General features: G+C 65.3%; 16 protein-coding genes. 14 read left to right on the top strand and 2 right to left on the bottom strand.

Annotation, left to right across the window (positions count from 1 at the left end; genetic code table 11):
* Positions 1 to 18 precede the first annotated feature (18 nt).
* From ACTJLD_RS13550 to ACTJLD_RS13520, 7 genes are all read left to right on the top strand, one after another.
* Positions 19 to 1,296, top strand: a complete 1,278-nt coding sequence (locus ACTJLD_RS13550; RefSeq protein WP_124919575.1) for an L-fuconate dehydratase — start codon at positions 19 to 21, stop codon at positions 1,294 to 1,296.
* A gap of 43 nt (positions 1,297 to 1,339) precedes the next feature.
* Entirely contained in the window at positions 1,340 to 2,116 is a 777-nt protein-coding gene (locus ACTJLD_RS13545; RefSeq protein WP_222213081.1) for an SDR family oxidoreductase, read from the top strand.
* A 12-nt stretch (positions 2,117 to 2,128) separates the two neighbouring features.
* A complete protein-coding gene (locus tag ACTJLD_RS13540) occupies positions 2,129 to 3,667 on the top strand; it encodes a sugar ABC transporter ATP-binding protein (protein ID WP_440659005.1) in 1,539 nt (512 codons plus the stop codon).
* A 31-nt stretch (positions 3,668 to 3,698) separates the two neighbouring features.
* Positions 3,699 to 4,736 (top strand): ABC transporter permease, encoded by a 1,038-nt coding sequence (locus ACTJLD_RS13535; RefSeq protein WP_440659004.1) that lies wholly within the window; start codon positions 3,699 to 3,701, stop codon positions 4,734 to 4,736.
* 88 nt (positions 4,737 to 4,824) lie between these two features.
* Positions 4,825 to 5,766: an ABC transporter substrate-binding protein gene (locus ACTJLD_RS13530; protein ID WP_021161439.1), complete on the top strand. Its 942-nt coding sequence runs from the start codon at positions 4,825 to 4,827 to the stop codon at positions 5,764 to 5,766.
* Positions 5,767 to 5,846: 80 nt separating this feature from the next.
* Positions 5,847 to 6,737, top strand: a complete 891-nt coding sequence (locus ACTJLD_RS13525) for an amidohydrolase family protein (RefSeq protein WP_440659002.1) — start codon at positions 5,847 to 5,849, stop codon at positions 6,735 to 6,737.
* 68 nt (positions 6,738 to 6,805) lie between these two features.
* A complete protein-coding gene (locus ACTJLD_RS13520; protein ID WP_027789687.1) occupies positions 6,806 to 7,573 on the top strand; it encodes a FadR/GntR family transcriptional regulator in 768 nt (255 codons plus the stop codon).
* A 23-nt stretch (positions 7,574 to 7,596) separates the two neighbouring features.
* Here the strand turns inward: ACTJLD_RS13520 and ACTJLD_RS13515 are convergent, their stop codons facing one another.
* Both ACTJLD_RS13515 and ACTJLD_RS13510 read right to left on the bottom strand, forming a co-directional pair.
* Positions 7,597 to 8,838: an NAD(P)/FAD-dependent oxidoreductase gene (locus ACTJLD_RS13515; RefSeq protein WP_440659001.1), complete on the bottom strand. Its 1,242-nt coding sequence runs from the start codon at positions 8,836 to 8,838 to the stop codon at positions 7,597 to 7,599.
* A gap of 152 nt (positions 8,839 to 8,990) precedes the next feature.
* Positions 8,991 to 10,394: a hypothetical protein gene (locus ACTJLD_RS13510; RefSeq protein WP_440659000.1), complete on the bottom strand. Its 1,404-nt coding sequence runs from the start codon at positions 10,392 to 10,394 to the stop codon at positions 8,991 to 8,993.
* A gap of 480 nt (positions 10,395 to 10,874) precedes the next feature.
* On the opposite strand from ACTJLD_RS13510, the gene ACTJLD_RS13505 reads away from it, so the two are divergent.
* The 7 genes from ACTJLD_RS13505 (at position 10,875) to ACTJLD_RS13475 (ending at position 21,193) form a co-directional block, all read left to right on the top strand.
* The gene (locus ACTJLD_RS13505; protein ID WP_440658999.1) at positions 10,875 to 11,588 is read left to right on the top strand and encodes a YfiR family protein; all 714 of its coding nucleotides are present in this window, start codon (positions 10,875 to 10,877) and stop codon (positions 11,586 to 11,588) included.
* A 32-nt stretch (positions 11,589 to 11,620) separates the two neighbouring features.
* The gene (locus ACTJLD_RS13500) at positions 11,621 to 12,853 is read left to right on the top strand and encodes a diguanylate cyclase domain-containing protein (RefSeq protein ID WP_440659147.1); all 1,233 of its coding nucleotides are present in this window, start codon (positions 11,621 to 11,623) and stop codon (positions 12,851 to 12,853) included.
* Positions 12,854 to 12,938: 85 nt separating this feature from the next.
* Positions 12,939 to 13,448 carry an OmpA family protein gene (locus tag ACTJLD_RS13495; RefSeq protein ID WP_048024871.1) on the top strand — a complete coding sequence of 170 codons (510 nt, stop codon included), beginning with the start codon at positions 12,939 to 12,941 and terminating at the stop codon, positions 13,446 to 13,448.
* 400 nt (positions 13,449 to 13,848) lie between these two features.
* Entirely contained in the window at positions 13,849 to 15,987 is a 2,139-nt protein-coding gene (locus tag ACTJLD_RS13490; protein WP_059698369.1) for a type VI secretion system Vgr family protein, read from the top strand.
* Positions 15,988 to 16,004: 17 nt separating this feature from the next.
* Positions 16,005 to 16,463 (top strand): DcrB-related protein, encoded by a 459-nt coding sequence (locus ACTJLD_RS13485; RefSeq protein WP_059497124.1) that lies wholly within the window; start codon positions 16,005 to 16,007, stop codon positions 16,461 to 16,463.
* Positions 16,460 to 20,761 (top strand): RHS repeat-associated core domain-containing protein, encoded by a 4,302-nt coding sequence (locus ACTJLD_RS13480; protein ID WP_440658998.1) that lies wholly within the window; start codon positions 16,460 to 16,462, stop codon positions 20,759 to 20,761. Before ACTJLD_RS13485 ends, ACTJLD_RS13480 begins: the two co-directional genes overlap by 4 nt.
* Before the next feature lie 9 nt (positions 20,762 to 20,770).
* On the top strand, positions 20,771 to 21,193 hold the full coding sequence (locus ACTJLD_RS13475) for a hypothetical protein (RefSeq protein WP_063808140.1): 423 nt from the start codon (positions 20,771 to 20,773) through the stop codon (positions 21,191 to 21,193).
* Positions 21,194 to 21,561: the final 368 nt, after the last annotated feature.

The raw sequence follows: 21,561 nt of genomic DNA, 5'->3' as shown, positions 1-21,561 counted from the left end.
TTTCGCGGACGATTCGTCATGCCTATCATTCGATCGATGCGCGTCCTCGACGTGCGCTTCCCGACCTCGCGCCAGCTCGACGGCTCCGATGCGATGAACCCGGACCCCGATTATTCGGCCGCATACGTCGTGCTCGAAACCGACCGCGACGGGCTCGAAGGTCACGGCCTCACGTTCACCATCGGGCGCGGCAACGAGATCTGCTGCGCGGCGATCGACGCGATGCGTCACCTCGTCGTCGGCCTCGACCTCGACTGGATTCGCGCGGACATGGGCCGCTTCTGGCGGCACGTCACGTCGGACAGCCAGTTGCGCTGGATCGGCCCCGACAAGGGGGCGATTCATCTGGCGACGGGGGCCGTCGTCAACGCGGTGTGGGATCTGTGGGCGAAAGCCGAACGCAAGCCGCTATGGCGGCTCGTTGCCGACCTGAGCCCCGAGGAACTGGTGCGCGCGATCGACTTCCGCTACCTGACGGACTGCCTGAAGCCGGACGAAGCGCTCGACCTGCTGCGCGGGCAGGCGCCGGGCAAGGCCGAACGGATCGCGATTCTCGAGCGCGACGGCTACCCGTGCTACACGACGTCGGCCGGCTGGCTCGGCTACAGCGACGACAAGTTGCGGCGGCTGTGCCGCGAAGCCGTCGAAGCCGGGTTCGACCACGTGAAGCTGAAAGTCGGCGCGAACCTGGAAGACGATATCCGCCGCGTGACGATCGCGCGCGAAGTGATCGGCCCGGACCGCAAGCTGATGATCGACGCGAACCAGGTGTGGGAAGTGGACGAGGCGATCGACTGGGTGCGCGAGCTGGCGTTCGCGCGGCCGTGGTTCATCGAGGAGCCGACGAGCCCCGACGATGTCGAAGGGCATCGCACGATCCGCGAAGCGATTGCGCCCGTGCAGGTCGCGACCGGCGAGATGTGCCAGAACCGCGTCCTGTTCAAGCAGTTCATCGCGCGCGGCGCGATCGACGTCGTGCAGATCGATGCGTGCCGGCTCGGCGGTGTGAACGAAATTCTCGCGGTGATGCTGATGGCCGCGAAGTACGGGCTGCCCGTCTGCCCGCATGCAGGCGGCGTCGGGTTGTGCGAATACGTGCAGCATCTGTCGATGATCGACTACGTGTGCATTTCCGGCACGAAGGAAGGGCGCGTGACGGAGTACGTCGATCACCTGCACGAGCATTTCGTCGAACCGTGCATCGTGCGCGGCGCGGCCTACATGCCGCCGACGGCACCCGGTTTCTCGATCGAGATGAAGCCCGAATCGCTGGAGCAATACCGGTTCCGGGGCTGACACGCGTTGAGCGTGCCGACAACATGAACGACGGAGACGCGAAGTGGATCTGAATCTGCAACACAAGGTCGTGATCGTGACCGGCGGCGCGTCGGGCATCGGTGCCGCGATCTCGACGCGGCTTGCCGAAGAAGGCGCGATCCCGGTGGTGTTCGCGCGCCACGCGCCCGACGATGCGTTCTGGCGCGCACTCGTGCAGAAGCAGCCGCAGGCCGCGTGCATGTCGGTCGAGTTGCAGGACGACGCACAGTGCCGCGACGCGGTTGCGCAGACCGTCGCGCGCTTCGGTCGTCTCGACGGCCTCGTCAACAACGCGGGCGTCAACGACGGCGTCGGGCTCGATGCCGGTCGCGATGCGTTCGTCGCGTCGCTCGAGCGCAACCTGATCCACTACTACGTGATGGCGCACTACTGCGTGCCGTACCTGAAGGCGACGCGCGGCGCGATCGTCAACCTCTCGTCGAAGACGGCCGTGACCGGCCAGGGCAACACGAGCGGCTATTGCGCGTCGAAGGGCGCGCAACTCGCGCTGACACGCGAATGGGCCGTCGCGTTGCGCGACGAAGGCGTGCGCGTGAACGCGGTGATTCCGGCCGAGGTGATGACGCCGCTTTACCGCAACTGGCTCGCCGGTTTCGACGATCCCGACGCGAAGCTGGCGGGCATCGCGGGCAAGGTGCCGCTCGGCAAACGCTTCACGACGGCCGACGAGATTGCCGACACGGCTGTATTCCTGCTGTCGGCACGCGCATCGCACACGACGGGCCAGTGGCTGTTCGTCGACGGCGGTTATACGCATCTCGACCGTGCGATCAGCTGAGGGCAGCGCTCCATGCAATCCGACCCGAACCTGACTGCCGCGCCGCCGCTGATCGCATTGACCGGCATCGGCAAGCGCTTCCCGGGCGTGCAGGCGCTCGACGATTGCCGTTTCGACCTGCGTGCCGGCGAAGTGCATGCGCTGATGGGCGAGAACGGCGCCGGCAAGTCGACGCTGATGAAGATCCTCGCGGGCGTGTACCAGCGCGACGACGGCGAGATCCGGATGGACGGCCATGCGGTGGAGATCGCCGATCCGCGCGCCGCGCAGGCGCTCGGGATCGGCATCATCCATCAGGAACTGAACCTGATGAACCACCTGAGCGTCGCGCAGAACATCTTCATCGGCCGCGAGCCGCGCGGCCGCTTCGGCGTGTTCGTCGACGAAGACACGCTGAATCGCGATGCCGCCGCGATCTTCCAGCGGATGCGGCTCGATCTCGACCCGCGCACGCCGGTCGGCCGGCTGACGGTTGCGAAGCAGCAGATGGTCGAGATCGCGAAGGCGCTGTCGTTCGACTCGCGCGTGCTGATCATGGACGAGCCGACCGCCGCGCTCAACAACGCGGAGATCGCCGAGCTGTTTCGCATCATCCGCGACCTGCGCGCGAACGGTGTCGGCATCGTCTATATCTCGCACAAGATGGACGAGCTGCGCCAGATCGCCGATCGCGTGACCGTGATGCGCGACGGCAAGTACGTCGCGACCGTGCCGATGGCGGATACGTCGATGGACGCGATCATCGCGATGATGGTCGGCCGCCAGCTCGCGACGGAATTCCGCACGCCGCCCGATACGTCCGCGAACGACGTCGCGCTCGAAGTGCGCGGGCTGTCGCGCGGCCGCGCGATCCGCGACGTCGGCTTCACGCTGCGGCGCGGCGAGATCCTCGGCTTCGCGGGGCTGATGGGCGCGGGCCGCACCGAAGTCGCGCGCGCGGTGTTCGGCGCCGACCCGATCGACGCCGGCGAGATCCGCGTGCACGGCAAGACCGTGACGATCCGCACGCCGGCTGATGCGGTGAAGCACGGCATCGGCTATCTGTCCGAGGATCGCAAGCACTTCGGGCTCGCGGTCGGGATGGACGTGCAGAACAACATCGCCATGTCGAGCATGCGTCGTTTCGTGCGCCGTGGCGTGTTTCTCGACGCGCGCGCGATGCGCGACACCGCACACGCGTATGTGCGGCAGCTCGCGATCCGCACGCCGTCGGTCGCGCAGCCCGCGCGCCTTTTGTCGGGCGGCAACCAGCAGAAAATCGTGATCGCGAAGTGGCTGCTGCGCGACTGCGACATCCTGTTCTTCGACGAGCCGACGCGCGGCATCGACGTCGGCGCGAAGAGCGAGATCTACAAGCTGCTCGACGCGCTGGCCGCCGACGGCAAGGCGATCGTGATGATCTCGTCGGAACTGCCCGAGGTGCTGCGCATGAGCCACCGGATTCTCGTAATGTGCGAGGGGCGCGTGACCGGCGAGCTGCGCGCGGCCGACGCCACGCAGGAAAAGATCATGCAGCTCGCGACGCAGCGCGAGTCGACCGTGTTGTCCTGATTCAGACGCCGATCCATACGCCTATCCGATCATGTCCAACGATACGCATCCCGTTCCGCCCCTTGCGTCCGCCGATACGCCTGCCGGCGCATCGAGCCTGAAGTCGCGCTTCTTCAACCCCGCCGCGCGCCAGAAGCTGCTCGCGCTCGCGAGCCTCGTGCTGCTGATCGTGTTCTTCAGCTTCGCGTCGCCGAACTTCCTCGAAGTCGACAACCTCGTCACGATCCTGCAGGCCACCGCCGTGAACGGCGTGCTGGCGGTCGCGTGCACCTACGTGATCATCACGTCGGGCATCGACCTGTCGGTCGGCACGCTGATGACGTTCTGCGCGGTGATGGCCGGCGTCGTGCTGACGAAGTGGGGCATGCCGCTGCCGCTCGGGATCCTGGCGGCGCTGTTTTTCGGCGCGCTGTCGGGTTGCGTATCGGGCTTCGTGATCGCGAAGATGAAGGTGCCGCCGTTCATCGCGACGCTCGGCATGATGATGCTGCTCAAGGGGCTGTCGCTGGTGATTTCGGGCACGCGGCCGATCTACTTCAACGACACGCCGGGCTTCACGTCGATCGCGCAGGATTCGCTGATCGGCAACCTGATTCCGGCGCTGCCGATCCCGAATGCGGTGCTGATCCTGTTCCTCGTCGCGATCGGCGCATCGATCGTGCTGAACCGCACGATCTTCGGCCGTTACACGTTCGCGCTCGGCAGCAACGAGGAGGCGTTGCGGCTGTCCGGCGTGAACGTCGATGCGTGGAAGATCGCCGTCTACACGTTCAGCGGCGCGGTGTGCGGGATCGCCGGGCTGCTGATCGCGTCGCGGCTGAACTCCGCGCAGCCGGCGCTCGGGCAGGGTTACGAGCTCGATGCGATCGCGGCCGTCGTGATCGGCGGCACGTCGCTGTCGGGCGGCGCGGGCAGCATCGTCGGCACCATCATCGGCGCGTTCATCATGAGCGTGCTGACCAACGGCCTGCGCATCATGTCGGTCGCGCAGGAATGGCAGACGGTCGTGACGGGCGTGATCATCATCCTGGCCGTCTACGTCGACATCCTGCGCCGGCGGCGCCGCTGACACACGTATGCACGCAGGCATGTGCTTCACCGCCGGTTCCGGCCGGCGTTCCAGTCGTTCCAGTCGATACGAAAAAAGGAGACGCGAAGTGATCAGGAGCAAGGTGTTGAACGCGATCGTCGGGCTGACGTTCGCCGTCGGCGTCACGGCCGGTGCGCACGCGCAGGAAGCCTACATCCCGCTGATCTCGAAGGGCTTCCAGCATCAGTTCTGGCAGGCCGTGAAATCGGGCGCGACGCAGGCCGCGAAGGACTACAAGGTGAAGGTGACGTTCGAAGGGCCCGAAACCGAGGCGATGGTCGACAAGCAGATCGACATGCTGTCGGCCGCGATCGCGAAGAAGCCGGCCGCGCTCGGCTTCGCGGCACTCGACAGCAAGGCCGCGCTGCCGCTCCTGAAGAAGGCGCAGGCCGAGAAGATTCCGGTGATCGCATTCGACTCGGGCGTCGACAGCGACATCCCGGTGACGACCGCCGCGACCAACAACAAGGCCGCCGCCGCGCTGGCCGCCGACAAGCTCGCCGCGCTGATCGGCGACGAGGGCGAAGTGGCCGTGGTCGCGCACGACCAGACGAGCCGCACCGGCATCGACCGCCGCGACGGTTTTCTCGAGCGGATGAAAGCGGCGCACCCGAAGGTGCAGGTCGTGACCGTGCAGTACGGCGAAGGCGACCAGCTGAAGTCGACCGAGGTGACGAAGTCGATCCTGCAGGGGTACCCGAAGCTCAAGGGGCTGTTCGGCACCAACGAAGGCTCGGCGATCGGCGTGGTCAACGGCGTGCGTGAAATGAAGCGCAAGGTCGTGATCGTCGGCTACGATTCGGGCAAGCAGCAGAAGGACGCGATCCGCAGCGGGCTGATGGCCGGCGCGATCACGCAGAACCCGATCGGGATCGGCTACAAGACGGTCGAGGCGGCCGTGAAGGCGATCAAGGGCGAGAAGCTGCCGAAGGTCATCGATACCGGTTTCTACTGGTACGACAAGACCAATATCGACGATCCGAAGATCGCGGCGGTGCTGTACGACTGAACGCCGTGCCACGGCGCCGCCGCGCGCGGCGCATAGCGTGTGCGGCGGCGCGGGCGGGCGGAGCAGAACACGAGGACACCATGGGCGCAGTGCGTATCGATTCCCATCAGCACTTCTGGCGTTATCGCGCGGCCGACTATCCGTGGATCGGCCCAGGCATGGAGGTGCTCGCGCGCGACTACCTGCCCGACGCGTTGCGGGCGCTGATGCATGCGCAGGCGCTCGGCGCATCGATCGCGGTGCAGGCGCGCGCCGGGCGCGACGAGACCGCGTTCCTGCTCGATCTCGCCCGCGACGACGCGCACATCGCGGCGGTGGTCGGCTGGGAGGATCTCGCCGCGCCGCAGCTTGCCGAGCGCGTCGCCGAATGGCGCAGCCCGAAGCTGCGCGGCTTCCGGCACCAGGTGCAGGACGAAGCCGACGCCGGCGCATTCGTCGCCGATCCCGGCTTCAACCGCGGCATCGCGTGGCTGCAGGCGAACGGTTACGTGTACGACGTGCTCGTGTTCGAGCGCCAGTTGCCGGACGTGCAGGCGTTCTGCGCACGGCACGACGCGCACTGGCTCGTGCTCGATCACGCCGGCAAGCCCGCGCTGGCCGAATTCGAGCGCGACGAATCGGCGCTCGCGCGCTGGCGCGCCGCGTTGCGCGAGCTGGGCGCGCTGCCGCACGTCGCGTGCAAGCTGTCGGGGCTCGTGACGGAAGCGGACTGGAAGCGCGGCCTGCGCGGGAAGGACGTCCGGCATATCGAGCAGTGCCTCGACGCGGCGCTCGACGCGTTCGGCCCGCAGCGGCTGATGTTCGGTTCGGACTGGCCGGTGTGCCTGCTGGCCGCGTCGTATGACGAAGTCGCATCGATCGTCGAGCGCTGGGCCGAATCGCGGCTGTCGGCGGCCGAGCGCAGCGCGCTGTGGGGCGGGACGGCGGCGCGTTGTTACGCGGTGCCGGGCGACGCGAAGCGCGGCATATAGAATAGGCGCGAACGACCCGTGCGCTTCGCCGGGCCGTCCGAAATGCAACCGATCACCAGCATCAACGTATGTCCATCCAGCCGATCCAGAACCGCCGCCTGTACCAGCAGATCGCCGACAAGCTCAGTGCGATGATCGAGTCCGGCGATTTTCCGCCGGGCAGCTACCTGCCGCCCGAGCGCGAACTGGCCGAACAGTTCGGCGTGTCGCGCACGTCCGTGCGTGAAGCGCTGATCGCGCTCGAAGTGAGCGGGCTCGTCAGCGTGCGCGTCGGCGACGGCGTGAAGGTGCGCCACCCCGAAACGGCCGCCGCACCCGAACCCGCGCCCGACCTGGCAGCGAAGGCCGCGCCGTTCACGGTCATCGAGATCGATCCCGAACTCGGCATCGCACTCGATCTCGATACCGAAATCCCGCCGTTCGCGCTGTTGCAGGCGCGCCGGCTGATCGAGCCGGAAGCCGCGTCACTTGCCGCGAAGCACGGCTCCGACGAGCAGATCGAAGGCATCCACGAGGCGTTCCTGCGCAACCAGGAAGACAACCGCAGCGGTTCGCTCACGCATCCGGGCGACCGGCTGTTTCATATCCGCATCGCGGAAGCGAGCGACAACGCCGCGTATGCGCTGATGATCAAGCAGTTGCTCGCGCACAAGTACGACCTGATGTTCCAGCGGCTGCAGTCGCTGTACATGCCGAACGACATGCCGCACCGATCGGAACTGGAGCACCGCGCGATCCTCGATGCGATCCGCGCGCGCGACCCGGACGCCGCGCGCCGCGCGATGGCCGAGCACCTCGACGAAGTGATCCGCATCTTCGGGCGCGCGCTCGACTGAGCGCGCGTCGATGCGCTGCGCGGTCAGAAGCGATCCGCGCGATACGGCGCCGGATCGGTGAACGGCGCTTCGCCCGTCATCATCTCGGCCAGCAGGCGGCCCGTGACGGGGCCGAGCGTCAGCCCGTGATGGTTGTGCCCGAACGCGAACCACAGCCCGCGATGCGCGGGCGCGGGGCCGATCACCGGGCGCATGTCGGGCGTGCACGGCCGGAAGCCGAGCCACGGTTGCGGGTCGAGCCGCTCGCCGAAACCGAACACGGGGCGCGCGACGCGTTCCGCCCGTTCGAGCTGCACGCCGGTCGGCGGCACGCGGCGGCGCGCGATCTCGACGCCGGTCGTCAGCCGCAGCCCGCGCTTCATCGGTGCAATCACGTAGCCGTATTCGCGATCGACGATCGGCGCCGACGGCACGCCGCGCGCGGACGGCGCGTAATGCATGTGATAGCCGCGCTTCTCGCGCAGCGGGATCTTGTAGCCGAACTTGCCGAACACCGTCTCGGACCACGGGCCGAGCGCGACGACGACAGCCGGCGCGGCGGCCGTGCCGTCCTGCGTGTTCACTTGCCAGCCGGGCGAGAGTGCGTCGAGGCTCGCGGCGTCGCCGGTCAGCAGCGTGCCGCCGCCTTGCACGAACAGATGCGCATACGCTTTGACGAGCGCGGCCGGATCGACGACGCTTTTCGGATCGAGCCAGTGCAACGCGCCGCAGAAACCGGGGGCGAGGCTCGGTTCGTGCGCGAGCAGCGCGGCGGCATCGAGCGGCGTGATGCCGAGCCCGTGGCGGCGCGCGGTAAGGCCGGCCTCGGCCACGCCGCGTTCGAATGCGGCGGGCGTGCGGAACGCTTCCAGCCAGCCGTTCGCGCGGATCAGTTCGCCGGCACCGGCCCGTGCGATCAGCGCGTCGTGCTCGACGATGCAGCGTTCGATCAGCGGCAGCATGTCGCGTGAAGCTGCCGCGTGGCGCAGCGGCGCCGATTCCCACCAGAAACGCGCGAGCCACGGCGCGAACGCGGGCAGCGACGCGCTGTGCCAGTAGAGATCGGTCGAGCGGTTCAGCGCGTAGCGCATCAGCGTGAACGGGCTGCGCGGGAACGGATACGGCTCGACCGACGAGCGCTCGATCAGCCCCGCGTTGCCGAAGCTCGTGCCTTCGCCGGGCGCGCCGCGATCGACGAGGGCGACCTTGCGTCCGCGATCCTGCAGGTGCAGTGCGACGGAGACGCCGACGATGCCGGCGCCGAGAACGATGACGTCGAAGTCCATGGGTGGTGGTGAGTGACGGTTAGCCGGGCGAGCGCGAGATCGTGGCGGTTGTTTCGCCCGAACGGGAATTCGTTCGAACTGCAAGCATACTCGCGACGGCGCGGCGCGGCGCGGGGCGTGTTGCGGGCTGCGAGTTGTCGGCCGCTCGCGCGTCAGATCTCGATTCCGTGTTCCAGGAGCCGGGTGCGCAGCTCCTCGCGATGATCGCGTGCAACCGTCGCCAGCAGGCGTGTTGCTTGCGGCGTGTCGAGCATCGCGCGCTGCGCCGCGCCGGGGCGCGTCCACATCGAGACGGGATTGCGCAGCCACGTTTGCAGGTCGCGCGCCAGCGCGTCGTCCGGATCGTCCGGTTGCTCATTGCGCGCGGCAATCAGCACGATGCACACGAGACTGTCCCACTGATCCCGTGAGCAGATCGCACGTGCGGCATGGCGATCGCCGTATCGCTCGAGCACCTGTTCGATTTGCGCGAGCGAGACGAATGCACCTTGCTCGCACAGGCGCACCGCGGTTTTGCGAATCCTGCGGGCGGGGTCCAGCAGTGCGCGCGCGGCCACCTCGTCCCGGATCGATGGCGACAGCCGAGCCAGCAGCACGAGTGCGTGCGCACGAACCGGGCTGCGCGCATCCGTCGAGAACCGCTCCATCGTCGCTATCGCGGCGGGCGCGCGCAGTTCGGCGAGCAACGACAGCGCCGCCCGAACCCGGGTACCGGACAACGTGCCCGTATCGAGCAGCGCAACGCAGCGGTCCGCGACATTCCGGCCGAGTTCGGTGAGCAACCGGGCCGCCGCGGCGCGCAAGCTGCTTTGCGAATCGAGCGTTGACCGCCACAGGAATGCCTCGGTGCCGTCGTCGATGCCTTGGTCGATCATGTAAGCGAGTGCGGCGCGGCGAACCGGGCCGAACGGGGAGTCGGCCGCGAGATCGATGCAGCGCATGCGGTCGCTTGCCGGCACGTCGTCGAGCATCGCCACCGCCCGTCGGGCGAGCACGATGTCGCCGGAGGTCAGGCCGTGCGTGACCAGTTCGGCAGCCGGCAGGATCCGGTGATCGAATGCCACGAGGCAAGCGATGCGCCGGAGCTGGAAGTCCGGGGCGTGCATCGCGTCGACGATCGTATCGACGCCGCCTGTCTGCACCAGCCGCTGTTCGAATGCGTGCAGCCATGGACCGTGATCTTCGCGCGTGGCCGACGTGAGCTGGCGCAACGACGGAAGCAGTGCGGCGAAGGACCTGGGCGGCACGGTCGCGAGCAGTGTGACGAGTGCGTTCGTCGCGGCGCGCCGCACTTCGGGCACCCAGTCGTTGATGCGTGCGGCAATCGGTTCGAGCAGCGCGCTGTCGCCAAGCTCGACCGCGCGGGCGATCGCCGCTTCGCGAACATAGCCCGAGTAATGACCGATCGCCTGCGTGAGCAGCGCAACGTCGCGGCTCGCGGCGATCTTCTGCAGCGCGTCGGCGAGCGGCATCGCCTGGCCTTGCTGCAAGTAGACCGTGTGCGAGGGCGCCGTGGACGGTGGCCGCGCGCCGAAAATCCTGGCGATGAGGTTCATTGGAATCAGCGAGGTGAGATGACGTGCAGTTTCGTCGGAGGAATCGACGGTGCCGGCCATTCTACGTCAGTGGCTTTCTCGGCAGCGGGCCGTCACCGGATGCGACGGCCCGCGTTCGAGGGAATGCCCGGCCGCGTGCGTCGCGTGCTCGCTACGCCATTGCGAACGGCGCATCGCAAGACATCCCGTTGCGGCCGGTCCGTTCGTACCGAGGCAATCCACAATGCAACCGGTGCGCCAATCCGCCGATCAATGCTGCGGCGCCGACGCTGAATCGAAGACGATGTTCGCAGTCACGCGCAGCGTCGCGAGCAAGCCGCATTCAGCGTGCTTGCCCCGCTTCCCAGCGGGTGTTTCCCACTGGTGGATCACGCGGATTTTTACCTAAGATGAAGCAATCGTGCGCGTGATACGGTGCCTGCTCGCGCACGGAGGGAGGCGGGAGGCAGCGCCGGAGCGACGCCAGCGGATGTTGCCATCATGGATGCGAAAGTGTGCGCGGCGGCTGCCGGTTTTGCGACGGCAACGACGCCAACGTGCGCGGCGGCGATCGCCGCGCGGAAGACGGGCCGGCCCGGCCGTACCGCTTCCCTGCGCCACGCACTTCTCGCAATCGTTTGCGTTCTGGGGGCGGCGCCGGCCGTGCTCGCGGGGGTTCCCGCCGACGCGGACAGTCTGCCCGACACCATGCACATCGCCGCCGCCGCAAGCCCTGCCGATTCCGCGGCGACACCCGATCACGTCGTTTTGTCACACGACTCCGCCGTGCGTCAGGTCGTGCTCGGCATCGTCAGCTTCACGCGCTGGCCGACCATGCCCGTTCGTCTGCACCTGTGCGTCACCGGCCGCCCCGACTACGCGCGCGGCCTGACCGATACGCTGCAGGCCGGCTCGACGCTGCTCGACGTGCAGCACGTCCGCTTCGACGATCCGTCGCTCGGCATCGCGTGCGACGTCGTGTATCTCGGCACCTTGAACAACGACGAGAGAACGCGCGTCAGAAGCGCGCTGGCCGGCCATCCGGTCCTGACGATCGCGGAGCACGATCCGTCCTGCACCGCGGGCGGCATGTTCTGTCTCAATGTCGACGGCGATCGCGTGTCGTTCGACATCAATCTCGATGCGGTGGCGCGCAGCGGCGTGCGCGTGCATCCGAACGTGCTGAATCTCGCACGACGGCCGGGGGCGCCATGATGCGGCCCTTGCTCCACCTGCCCCCTTCGCGCATGCCGCGCCCCACGCTGCAAAGCGTGCTGCGCCGCGCGCACCTGCGCCTCGCGTTCGTCGCCGTCGCGATGGCGGCCGTGTCGTTGATCGTCGTCGCCGTGATCGCGTTGCGTGCGTATGCCGGCAACAACCTGAACCTGCTGGCCCGCTCGCTCGGTTATACGGTCGAGGCGGCGCTCGTGTTCGGCGATCGCGTCGCGGCGAACGAGGCGATCGGGATGATCGCGAGCGAGGAAGACGTCGCGCAGGTCGTCGTCATCGACAGCAACGGCCAGCCGTTCGCGACGTGGCAGTTGCCGGCCGGCAACGGGATCGCGCGGCTCGAACGCATCGTGGCCGACGTCGCGCTGCCCGGGCCCGTCGCGGTGCCGGTCGTGCATGACGGCATCGTCGTCGGGCAGGTCGTCGTGCGCGGCCGCGGGCACCAGTTCTTCGGCTTCCTGCTCGGCGGCATCGGCGGCATTCTCGGCTGCCTGGCTGTCAGCGTGTTCGGCGCGTATGTGAGCTCGAAGCGCCTGCTGCGCAACATCGTCGCGCCGCTGCGTGCGCTCGCCGGCGTCGCGCACGCGGTGCGGCGCGAACGGGCATTCGCGCGGCGCGTCGAGCCGGCGGCGATCGCGGAACTGAACGAGCTCGGCGACGACTTCAATGCGCTGCTCGACGAATTCGAAGACTGGCAGAACACGCTGCGCGACGAAAACGCGTCGCTCGAACACAAGGCGACGCACGATGCGCTCACCGGGCTGCCCAATCGCGTGCAGTTCGAGTCGCGCCTGGCGCGCGCGCTCGGCGATGCGAATGCGACGGGCCAGCGAGTCGCGATCCTGTATCTCGACTGCGACCGCTTCAAGGAGATCAACGATTGTCTCGGTCACGATGCCGGCGACGCGGTGCTGATCGGCGTCGCGTCGCGGCTGCGCACGCAGGTGCGCGAGACCGATCTGGTCGCCCGCCTCGGCGGCGACGAATTTGCGGTGATGCTGGCGGGCGTGCCCGAAGCGGGCAGCGTGTGCCGGATCGCCGACGAGATATTGTCCGGCATGGCGCCGTCGATCGAGCTGTCCGACGGCCGCATGGTGGCCACCATGATGAGTGCCGGCGTAGCGCTGTATCCCGACCACGCATCGGACGCGAGCGGTTTGCTGCGCGCGGCGGATGCAGCGATGTACCGGGCCAAGCGCGCCCGGCCAGGCTCGTGGCAGCTGGCCGAAGGTGTCGCGGGACCGGTTTGATCGATTGCTTCGCGCTGCGGGCGAGGCCGCAGCCGCGGATGACAACAAGCGCGTCCGGCGCGGGCGCACTCGAAGGGGATGCGAAATGAACCACTCGTTTCCTGTGGGCATCGGGCGTACGTGCGTCTGGGGCGCGCTGCTGCTGTGCATGGCGCTGGGCGGCTGCAAGACGCCGCCGCTTCATCGCGGGTTGACGCAGACGCAGGTCACGGCGCTCAAGTCGGCCGGTTTCCAGGAAACCCAGCAGGGTTTCGAATTCGGCTCGACCGGGCCGATCCTGTTCGATTTCGATCGCTACAACCTCAAGCCCGATGTGCGGCGGATCGTCGAGCGGATCGGGCGCACGCTCCATTCGGCCGGGATCAACGGGGTGCGGGTCTACGGTTATACGGACGAAGAGGGCGTGGACGACTACGACGTCGAGTTGTCGCGTCGGCGTGCCGAGGTGGTGGCGATCGAACTCGTCGATCTCGGGCTGGACCCGAAGCGTATCGCGGTCGTCGGGAAAGGGAAGCTCGACCCGGTGGGCGACAACCGGACACCGGCGGGCCGCGCGCAGAACCGGCGGGCGGCGATCGTGGTTTCGCCGCGCTGAGGCTTCGTTTCGGTGGGGCGACGCGGCGCGTGCCGCGGAATGCCGGGGGTTCGCTCCCCGCGAGCAGCCGATCGTCATGCCCCTGACATGCTGACGTGGCGCATTACCGGGTGAAGCAGTCTTCGACGACCGGATGGCGTTGCTCGACGCATTCGAGCCGGGGCTTTCACCTGCCCGGACGAAATCGCCCCCGCCGGCTCCTTGAATACTTCCTCGCCATGGGTGCGCCGAGGGCGATCCTGCCCCGGAATCCCGCTGCCAGCCTGGTTTCCCGATTTTCGGGGCGCGAGCGTAAACGTTTGCGAGTGGCTTCCGCGCTGTCGGAATTTGTCCTACATTATCGGGGCTTCGGGCCGGCCAGCCGGCCTACGGAACCTGAGATCATACGCAAGGAACAAGAATGAGTTTCGCTCCGAACGGGGGTATTCCCAATGGTTTGGGCGGCGGCGGGCTGGGCTCGTTGAGCGCGCTCGGCGGCCTGGCCGGCCCGGTTGCGTCGAGTGTCGCCGGCAGCCTCGGCCCGCTCGCGGGGCTGGCCGGCCACGTCGACACCGTCCAGCGCGCGATGCAGCTCGCGCAGACCGGCTTCTCGCTGATGGACAAGACGCCCGGCGCGATCGCCGAGGCGATCAACGGCGCCGCCAACCCCGCGCGCCTGACCCAGCTCAACCGCTACGTGACGCTCGATACGCCGCTCGGCCCGGATGTGCTGCTGGTCAGCGCCGCCGTCGTCGACGAGCACGTGAACCGGTTGCCCGAGATCCACCTCGACCTGCTGTCCCATCGCCACGACCTGCGCCCGGAAGACCTGATCGGCCAGCAGGTCAAGATCCGGTTCGACCAGCAGGCGCGCCTGTCGACGCTCGAGCGCGTCGTCGCATCGGGTACCGGCGACAACGACCGCTACTTCGACGGCTACGTGGCGTCGTTCGACCGCGCGGGCAACCCAGGGAACGTCACGCAGTATCACCTGACGGCGGTGCCGTGGTTCTGGTTCCTGACGCGCTCGACCGACTGCCGGATCTTCCAGAACAAGACCGCGCAGGACATCCTTACCGAGATCTTCCAGGAGCACGGGTTTTCCGACTTCGTGTTCGATATCCGGACGAGCCAGAAGCCGCTCGAGTATGTCGTGATGTACCAGGAGAGCTACTACAACTTCTGCGCGCGGCTGATGGAGCAGGAGGGGCTCGTCTGGACGCACCGCTACGAGAAGGACAAGCACTTCCTGGTGATCGGCGATTCGAACCTGCTGTTCCGCCCGATCGACGGGCTCGCCACGGTGCCGTTCGCGGCCACCGAGGCGAGCGAGGACAGCGGGATCGACCAGTTGCACGAAGGCCGGCGCTTTGGCGTCGGCAAGGTCACGTTCCGCGACTTCAACCACCAGAACCCGTCGTCGCCGCTGATGCTGGTGGAGGCCGGGCCGCAGAACCTCAAGCATGCGCGGCTCGACGCGACCGAGCGGTTCGAGCATCAGTCGCTGTACGACCACGGCGATGACGGCAACCGCTACGCCCGTTTTGCGATGGAGGCCGAGGAGGCGCAGGCCCACCGCTATACCGGCGGCGGCTACGCGTGGCGCATGACCACGGCGGGCGCCGTCACCGTGGCGAATCACCCGGTGCTCGAGAACAACCAGGAATACGTGATCCTGCACGTGCGTCACGAGGCGGTGAACGACTACACGCAGCACAGCGCGAAGCTGCCTTACCGCAACAGCTTCGCGCTGCTGCCGAAGAAGGTGCCGTATCGCGCGCCGCGCGGCACGCCGAAGCCGGTGATTCACGGCACGCAGTCGGCGATCGTCGTCGGGCCGAAGGGCGAGGAAATCTACACGAACGGCAGCGCGGTGAAGGTGCATTTTCCGTGGGACAGGCGCGGCAAGAAGGACGGATCCGATTCGATGTGGGTGCGCGTGTCGCAACCGTGGGCCGGCGACGGCTGGGGTGCGGCCGCGATTCCGCGGATCAAGCAGGAGGTGCTCGTCGCGTTCAACCAGGGCGATCCGGACAACCCGGTGATCGTCGGCCGCGTGTTCAACGGCGAGCAAGGCAACCCGTATCACGGTGCGGCGGGCCAGACGATGGGGATCAAGAGCCAGACGCACAAGGGGCAGGGGTCGAACGAGATCCGCATGACCGACACGAACGGCATGCAGGAATTCTTCATGCACGCGCAGAAGGACATGAACACCGTCGTCGAGAACAACGAGACGCACAAGGTGCTGGGGCCGATGCGTACCGTGCTGGTGGCCACCGGCAGCGAAGAGAAGCAGATTCCGCAGGGCAACCTGACCGAGACGATCGCCGAGAAGCGCAGCACGACCGCGACCACCGTCGAGGTGACGACGCCGGCCAAGGACGGGGGCGGCGGCACGCAGGTTTACATGGCCGAGCGAGGCATCCTGCTGAAGGTGATGGACAGCTCGATCTCGCTTGCGCCGGAAGGCATTCGCCTCGAACACAAGGGCTCCGTGATCCTGATGACCGACGACGGCGTGATGGTCAACGGCAAGCGCATCGATCTCAACAAATAAAACGAACGAAACCAGCCATGCACTACGCAATTCACGAAGGCACTTTTGAACTGCCGGACGCGGCGCTTGATCGTACGGTCAACATCCTGATGATGAACGCCGGCCCCGGCGGCCTCAATCTCGTGATCGCTCGCGGGCGCTTGCGTGACGGGGAGAATCTCGACGCGTTCGTCGCGCGCGAATGGGAAGTGGCGTCGCGCGATGCCAGGATGCTGACCGAGAAAGCACGCCGGCCCGTGACGGTGGCGGGTCGTGCGGGCGTCCAGATCGACTCCACGCACGAACGGGACGGCCGGCTCTGGCATCAGGTGCAGACCATGTTTCCGTCGGACGACGCCGGCCGCGTGCTGGTGATGACGTTGACCAGCGCGGCACCGCTGACCGACGAGCAGCAGGCGATCGCCGACCGCATGCTGGCCAGTTTCCAGCCGCGCGCGGCGCGACCGACCCTGCTCGGGCCGGGTGACGCGTCGTGAGCGCGGAAAACTTCGCGGCCGCTCGCTTCGAAGATCCGATCCAGCACACGTCGTTTCTGGGTGAACTGGTCGGTACGGTCGGATCGGTAGTCGGCGGCGCCATCGTCGGGGCATTGGTGGCGGAGGCGATGGAGGGGCTGATATTCGCCGGCCTCGCCGCGCTCGAGATCGGCACGGCCGGGCTGGCGACGCCGCTCGTGATCGCGATCGGCGTCGGCGTGGCCGTTGGCTCGGGCGCGCTGATGGAAGCGAGCGGGATGAACGAAGCCATCGACGACGGCGCGAAGGCGCTGGCCAATTCGATGGTGCCGCCCGAGATCAAGGGCAAGATCGCAAGCGGATCGGGGAACGTTTACGTCAACAACAAGAAGGCGGCGCGGGCGGCGAAGCCGGGCGATCTCGATACCGTTGCGTGTACCGATCATCCCGGGCCGCAGATGATTGCCGATGGGTCGGGGAGTGTTTACATCAACGATCAACCGGCCGCGCGGGTCGGGGACAAGACCACTTGCGACGGGACGATTGCCGAAGGTTCGGACAACGTTTTCATCGGTGGCGGCACGCAGCGGGTGAGGGACGTGAAGTCGGCTACCCGGCTCGGATGGCTGGGGGCGGCGCTGGGTATTGCGCTCGCGGTTTGCGGGCGCGGGAAGATGAGCTGGGGGCAGTTCCTGAAGAGCAAGGTGCCGTGTCTTGCGGTGAATTTTGCGGCGGGTGCGTTCGGTACCTGGCTGGGTAGCCTGGCGAGGCCGTCGGCAGGGCATCCGGTCAACGTCATTACCGGCAGCAAGGTTCTCGACGGCACGGACGATACCGACTTCGTACTGCCCGGGCCGTTGCCGATCGTGTGGCAGCGTTTCTATAGCAGCCTCGATGATCGTGCCGACAGCCTGTTCGGGACGGGATGGAGCGTGCCGATCAGCGTCGAACTGCGGCTCGCGCGTGAACACGGCGAGGTTCAGTCGATCACTTACTGGGACGAGCAGGGGCGCGATATCGTGTTCCCGGCTGTGTCGCCGGGTGAGAGTCACTTCAGCGTGCCTGAAGGCATTTACCTGATCTGCACCGAGGGTGGCCACTATGTGGTCGAGACGGTCGATGGTGTGTATCGCGATTTCGGTCGTGCCCGGAGCGATGCGGGTGACGAGACGCTCAAGCTGTGGCGTCTCGAGGATCGCAACGGTAACTGGATCGAGGTGGAGCAGGAAGCGGCCGGTGAGGTCGTGCGGCCGGCACGACTGCATGACAGCGCTGGTCGCGTCGTGGCGTTCGCCTACGACAAGTCGCACCCTCGACGCATCGCCGCGATCGAGCTGACGCGTGGCGTGGACGGTGAGCAACCCGACACGCTGGTGCGTTACGCGTACAACGATGCTGGCGAGCTGGTTGCCGTTACTGATCGCAGCGGCTATATCGCGCGACGTTTCGCGTACGAGCGTGGACTGATGGTTCAGCACACGTTGCGCGGCGGCTTGCAGTGTTTCTATGCGTGGGAGGGTGTTGGGCGCGGTGCACGTGTCGTGCGCCACTGGACCAACGACGGCGAAGCGTATACGTTCAATGCGGACCTCGCCGGGCGCACGGTGACGATTACCGACCAGATCGGCCGCGTGACGCAGTGGACGTGGAACGAGGATCAGCAGCCGACGAGTCATACGGATGCCGAAGGTCATGTGTGGCGGTTGGAGTGGAACGCGAAGCGGCAGTTGGTCAGTACGACTGATCCGGCAGGGAACACGACCCGCTTCGAATATGACGAGCGCGGGCGGCAGACGCAGCGCATAGACGCACTCGGTCAGGTTGAGCGCACCGAATGGAATGGGCACTACGACCTGCCCGTCGCGGAAACCGATCCGGCCAACTCGCGCTGGATCTACCGCTACGACGATCGCGGCAACCTGACGATGACGCGCGATCCGGCGGGCTTTGCGACCGAGTATCACCGGGATGAATGCGGGTTGGTACACACGATCCGCGATGCGCGGGGTGGTTACAAGTTCCTCGAATGGAATGGCCGCGCGCAGTTGACCTCGTACACGGATTGTTCAGGCAAGGTCACGCGGTTTGCATACGATGCGCGAGGTACGCTTGCGCGCGTGACCGACGCGATGGGCCAGTCCACCGTCTATGAAACGGATGCGATGGGACGTGTCACGGGGATCGGAACGGCTGACGGCGCGCGCCAGATGTTTCGATACGATGCGGCCGGGCGGCTCGTCGAGGTCGTTGATGCGAATCAGCGCAGCACGCGTTATGAACTCAATCCGCGGGGATTGCTGGTATCACGTACGGATGCGGCTGATCGTGTCGTGCGATTCGGGTACGACGATGCGTTCCGGTTGGCGAGTTTGACCAACGAGAATCGCGAGACGTATCGCTTCCAGTATGACCGTCGCGATCTGGTTTCTGCGCAGATCGGACTGGATGGTCACAAGCGTACGTACGAATATGACGTGTGCGGCCAAGGCACGAGTGTCCGGGATGGGCAGATCGAGACGCGATACGAGCGCGACGCGATCGGTCGGCTGACGGCGAAGCAAGCTGCGCATGAGCGATGTGAATATCTGTACGACAAGGCGAGCCGAATCACATCCGCCGAGTTGTACACGATGGCTGCTCGCGGCCCGTCGCTGAAGAATCGGGTCAGCTTGAAATACGGCGCACGCGGTGAGGTCGTCGAGGAATACACGCCGACCGGCTGGCTCGCGCATACCTATGATGAACTCGGCAATCGCGTCAGCACCACGATCTCCGGCGAGCGCACGATCGACTGGCTGCATTACGGGTCGGGACATGTGCACCAGATTCGCGTTGACGGTGCTGCGGTCGCCGACATGGAACGCGATGATCTGCATCGCGAGGTGCTGCGAACGCAGGGCAAGCTGACCAGTCATTTCGGATATGACGCGGTAGGCCGTCGTGCGCGGCACGCTGCGCAGCGTGGCCATGCGGCTGATGATCTGCTTGCCAAGCAGTGGCAATACGATGCAGCGGGCGACGTGATCCAGAAGCGCGATCAGCGTTACGGCACGACGAACTATCGGTATGACCCGACTGGTCGTATTGAGCAGGCGGCGGGGCCGGGATTGCCGTCGGAAGTGTTTCGCTGGGATGCGGCGGCTAACCTGGTGTCGAGTGATCACCCGGGTGGCTACGTCGAGCACAACCGGCTCAAGATGTTCGAGGACAAGCGCTTCGAGTATGACGTTTATGGTCGGCTGGTTCGCAAGGTGAGTGGTCATGGGCCGGCTAAAGAGCTGGCGCTTGAATACGACGACTGGAACCAGTTGAAGACCGTCGTGACGAAGGACCGGCTGGGGATCGCGACGACGCATTTCGAATACGACGCGTTTGGTCGGCGGATTCGGAAGCTCAATGGCAGTTATGCGAGTACGGATTTCCTGTGGGATGGCATGCGGTTGGTGCAGGAGACGTATCACGACCGTCAGGGCGAGGAAGCGCTGACGTATTTGTATGAGGCTAATAGCTATGTGCCGCTTGCACGGATCGATCAGGGCAAGCCGGCGGCTAACGATGCTGATGCGAGGGATGCGGTTTACTATTTCCACAACGATGTTTCGGGGCTGCCGGAGGAGTTAACCGACGCAGGTGGAGATCTGGTCTGGCAGGCCCGCTACAAGGTTTGGGGCAATGCGGTGCAGGAGGAGTGGGTTGCGCGGGCGCCGCAGCGGTCGACGCCTGCATGGGGCGAGGTGCAGGAGACGGCACCTGTGTCTGTCCGTGCGCCACGGTCGCAGAATTTGCGTTTCCAAGGGGAATATCTGGATCGAGAGACGGGGCTGCATTACAACCTGTTTCGATACTACGATCCAGATGTAGGGCGCTTCATTACGCCAGATCCGATTGGTCTCTCCGGTGGATTCAATCTATATCAATATGCCCGCAACCCCATCTCGTGGATTGATCCTTGGGGGTTGACGTGTACGAAGGCATTTAACAAGAGGAATAATATTGCCGAGCGATGGGTTGATCGGCTCACTGGAAAAAAACCTCAGGATGTAGAGTCGTTTCTAACGGATAAAGGGTTTACGAAGAGCATAACAAATCAAAATAGCCCCAAGACTTCTCACACATTGTTCACACGAACGACCGGGAATGGTGACGTAGATGTTCTAGATTTCCACCCTGGAGGCGGAGTTCATGGGAGTGAGTATTGGAAGGTGTATCGAAATGGGGAAGTTCAAGGGCGAATTGGACCATCTGAGTTTCAGAATTTCGACAGAATTTTCGATAGCCCTGTGTATGTGGATGGGAATTTGTCTAATTCTCCAAAATAAGGAATATAGATGCTGAATAATATAATTGTTCCCGCGGAATCTCTGGGTGGAATTTTACTGGGCGAGGAAGTTCAGGGTGTTGTTGATAGGTTGAGTGCGGAGTGTGAGGTAGAGCGAGTCAATCAAAACACCGTCAAAATCAATGGTGGTGCAATTACGATCTACCATGATCCAGAAAGTGGGCGGATTGAAAGTCTTGCTTGCAACAGAAATTTCGGAGGAAATTTTCTCGGGAAACTCTGGCCTGGTATGTCCGTGGGTGACGTGCTGAAAAATTCTGATACTCAGATTGCATGGTGTGGATTTGTTCAGATCGATGGGATAAAGGGAATCGGTCTTTCATTGCCCGATGAGCTGGATGATTTTGAAAGATTGACCGATTTTTTGAGCGCGGAATTTGTTTTTGATGAGTTGTGGGTGTATTCATTTTGAAATTAAATGTTCCCGTGATTGGGGAATTTTGATAGGGGAGGTTGTGTGCTAATAGGCGCTTAGGCGGACGTAAGGCGCAATGATCTATATCGAGAATTTTAAAACACGAAGCAAATGTCGGTTTCTGTTGCTGGTCGTCTCAGTGGGCCACAGTTCATAGCGTCGCGAATATTGATCGGGGGCGATGGGCGAAAACGTGATGTGGTCGTGACGGATGATCAATGTGGGGCAAATTGTGGAGATTCGTGATTCTCTTGTAGAGCTGATTGAGGGTATTCCATTTTTTTTGGAAAATACTGGATTTATGCGAACTTGAATTCATGGAAGAATAGCCAAAAAGAGACGAAATTTATCTAGATGAAGAGGGT

Origin of the sequence: Burkholderia sp. 22088 (genome assembly GCF_052045915.1) — a bacterium.
GTDB classification, from domain to species: Bacteria; Pseudomonadota; Gammaproteobacteria; order Burkholderiales; family Burkholderiaceae; genus Burkholderia; species Burkholderia cepacia.
This window is presented reverse-complemented; position numbering and strand designations above follow the sequence as displayed.

Excerpts from the sequence above, each read along its gene's own strand:
- ACTJLD_RS13550 (WP_124919575.1), top strand. The coding sequence starts at position 19 with ATGCCTATCATTCGATCGATGCGCGTCCTCGACGTGCGCTTCCCGACC.
- ACTJLD_RS13540 (WP_440659005.1), top strand. The coding sequence starts at position 2,129 with ATGCAATCCGACCCGAACCTGACTGCCGCGCCGCCGCTGATCGCATTG.
- ACTJLD_RS13535 (WP_440659004.1), top strand. The coding sequence starts at position 3,699 with ATGTCCAACGATACGCATCCCGTTCCGCCCCTTGCGTCCGCCGATACG.
- ACTJLD_RS13525 (WP_440659002.1), top strand. The coding sequence starts at position 5,847 with ATGGGCGCAGTGCGTATCGATTCCCATCAGCACTTCTGGCGTTATCGC.
- ACTJLD_RS13520 (WP_027789687.1), top strand. The coding sequence starts at position 6,806 with ATGTCCATCCAGCCGATCCAGAACCGCCGCCTGTACCAGCAGATCGCC.
- ACTJLD_RS13515 (WP_440659001.1), bottom strand. The coding sequence starts at position 8,838 with ATGGACTTCGACGTCATCGTTCTCGGCGCCGGCATCGTCGGCGTCTCC.
- ACTJLD_RS13510 (WP_440659000.1), bottom strand. The coding sequence starts at position 10,394 with ATGAACCTCATCGCCAGGATTTTCGGCGCGCGGCCACCGTCCACGGCG.
- ACTJLD_RS13505 (WP_440658999.1), top strand. The coding sequence starts at position 10,875 with ATGGATGCGAAAGTGTGCGCGGCGGCTGCCGGTTTTGCGACGGCAACG.
- ACTJLD_RS13500 (WP_440659147.1), top strand. The coding sequence starts at position 11,621 with ATGCCGCGCCCCACGCTGCAAAGCGTGCTGCGCCGCGCGCACCTGCGC.
- ACTJLD_RS13495 (WP_048024871.1), top strand. The coding sequence starts at position 12,939 with ATGAACCACTCGTTTCCTGTGGGCATCGGGCGTACGTGCGTCTGGGGC.
- ACTJLD_RS13490 (WP_059698369.1), top strand. The coding sequence starts at position 13,849 with ATGAGTTTCGCTCCGAACGGGGGTATTCCCAATGGTTTGGGCGGCGGC.
- ACTJLD_RS13485 (WP_059497124.1), top strand. The coding sequence starts at position 16,005 with ATGCACTACGCAATTCACGAAGGCACTTTTGAACTGCCGGACGCGGCG.
- ACTJLD_RS13475 (WP_063808140.1), top strand. The coding sequence starts at position 20,771 with ATGCTGAATAATATAATTGTTCCCGCGGAATCTCTGGGTGGAATTTTA.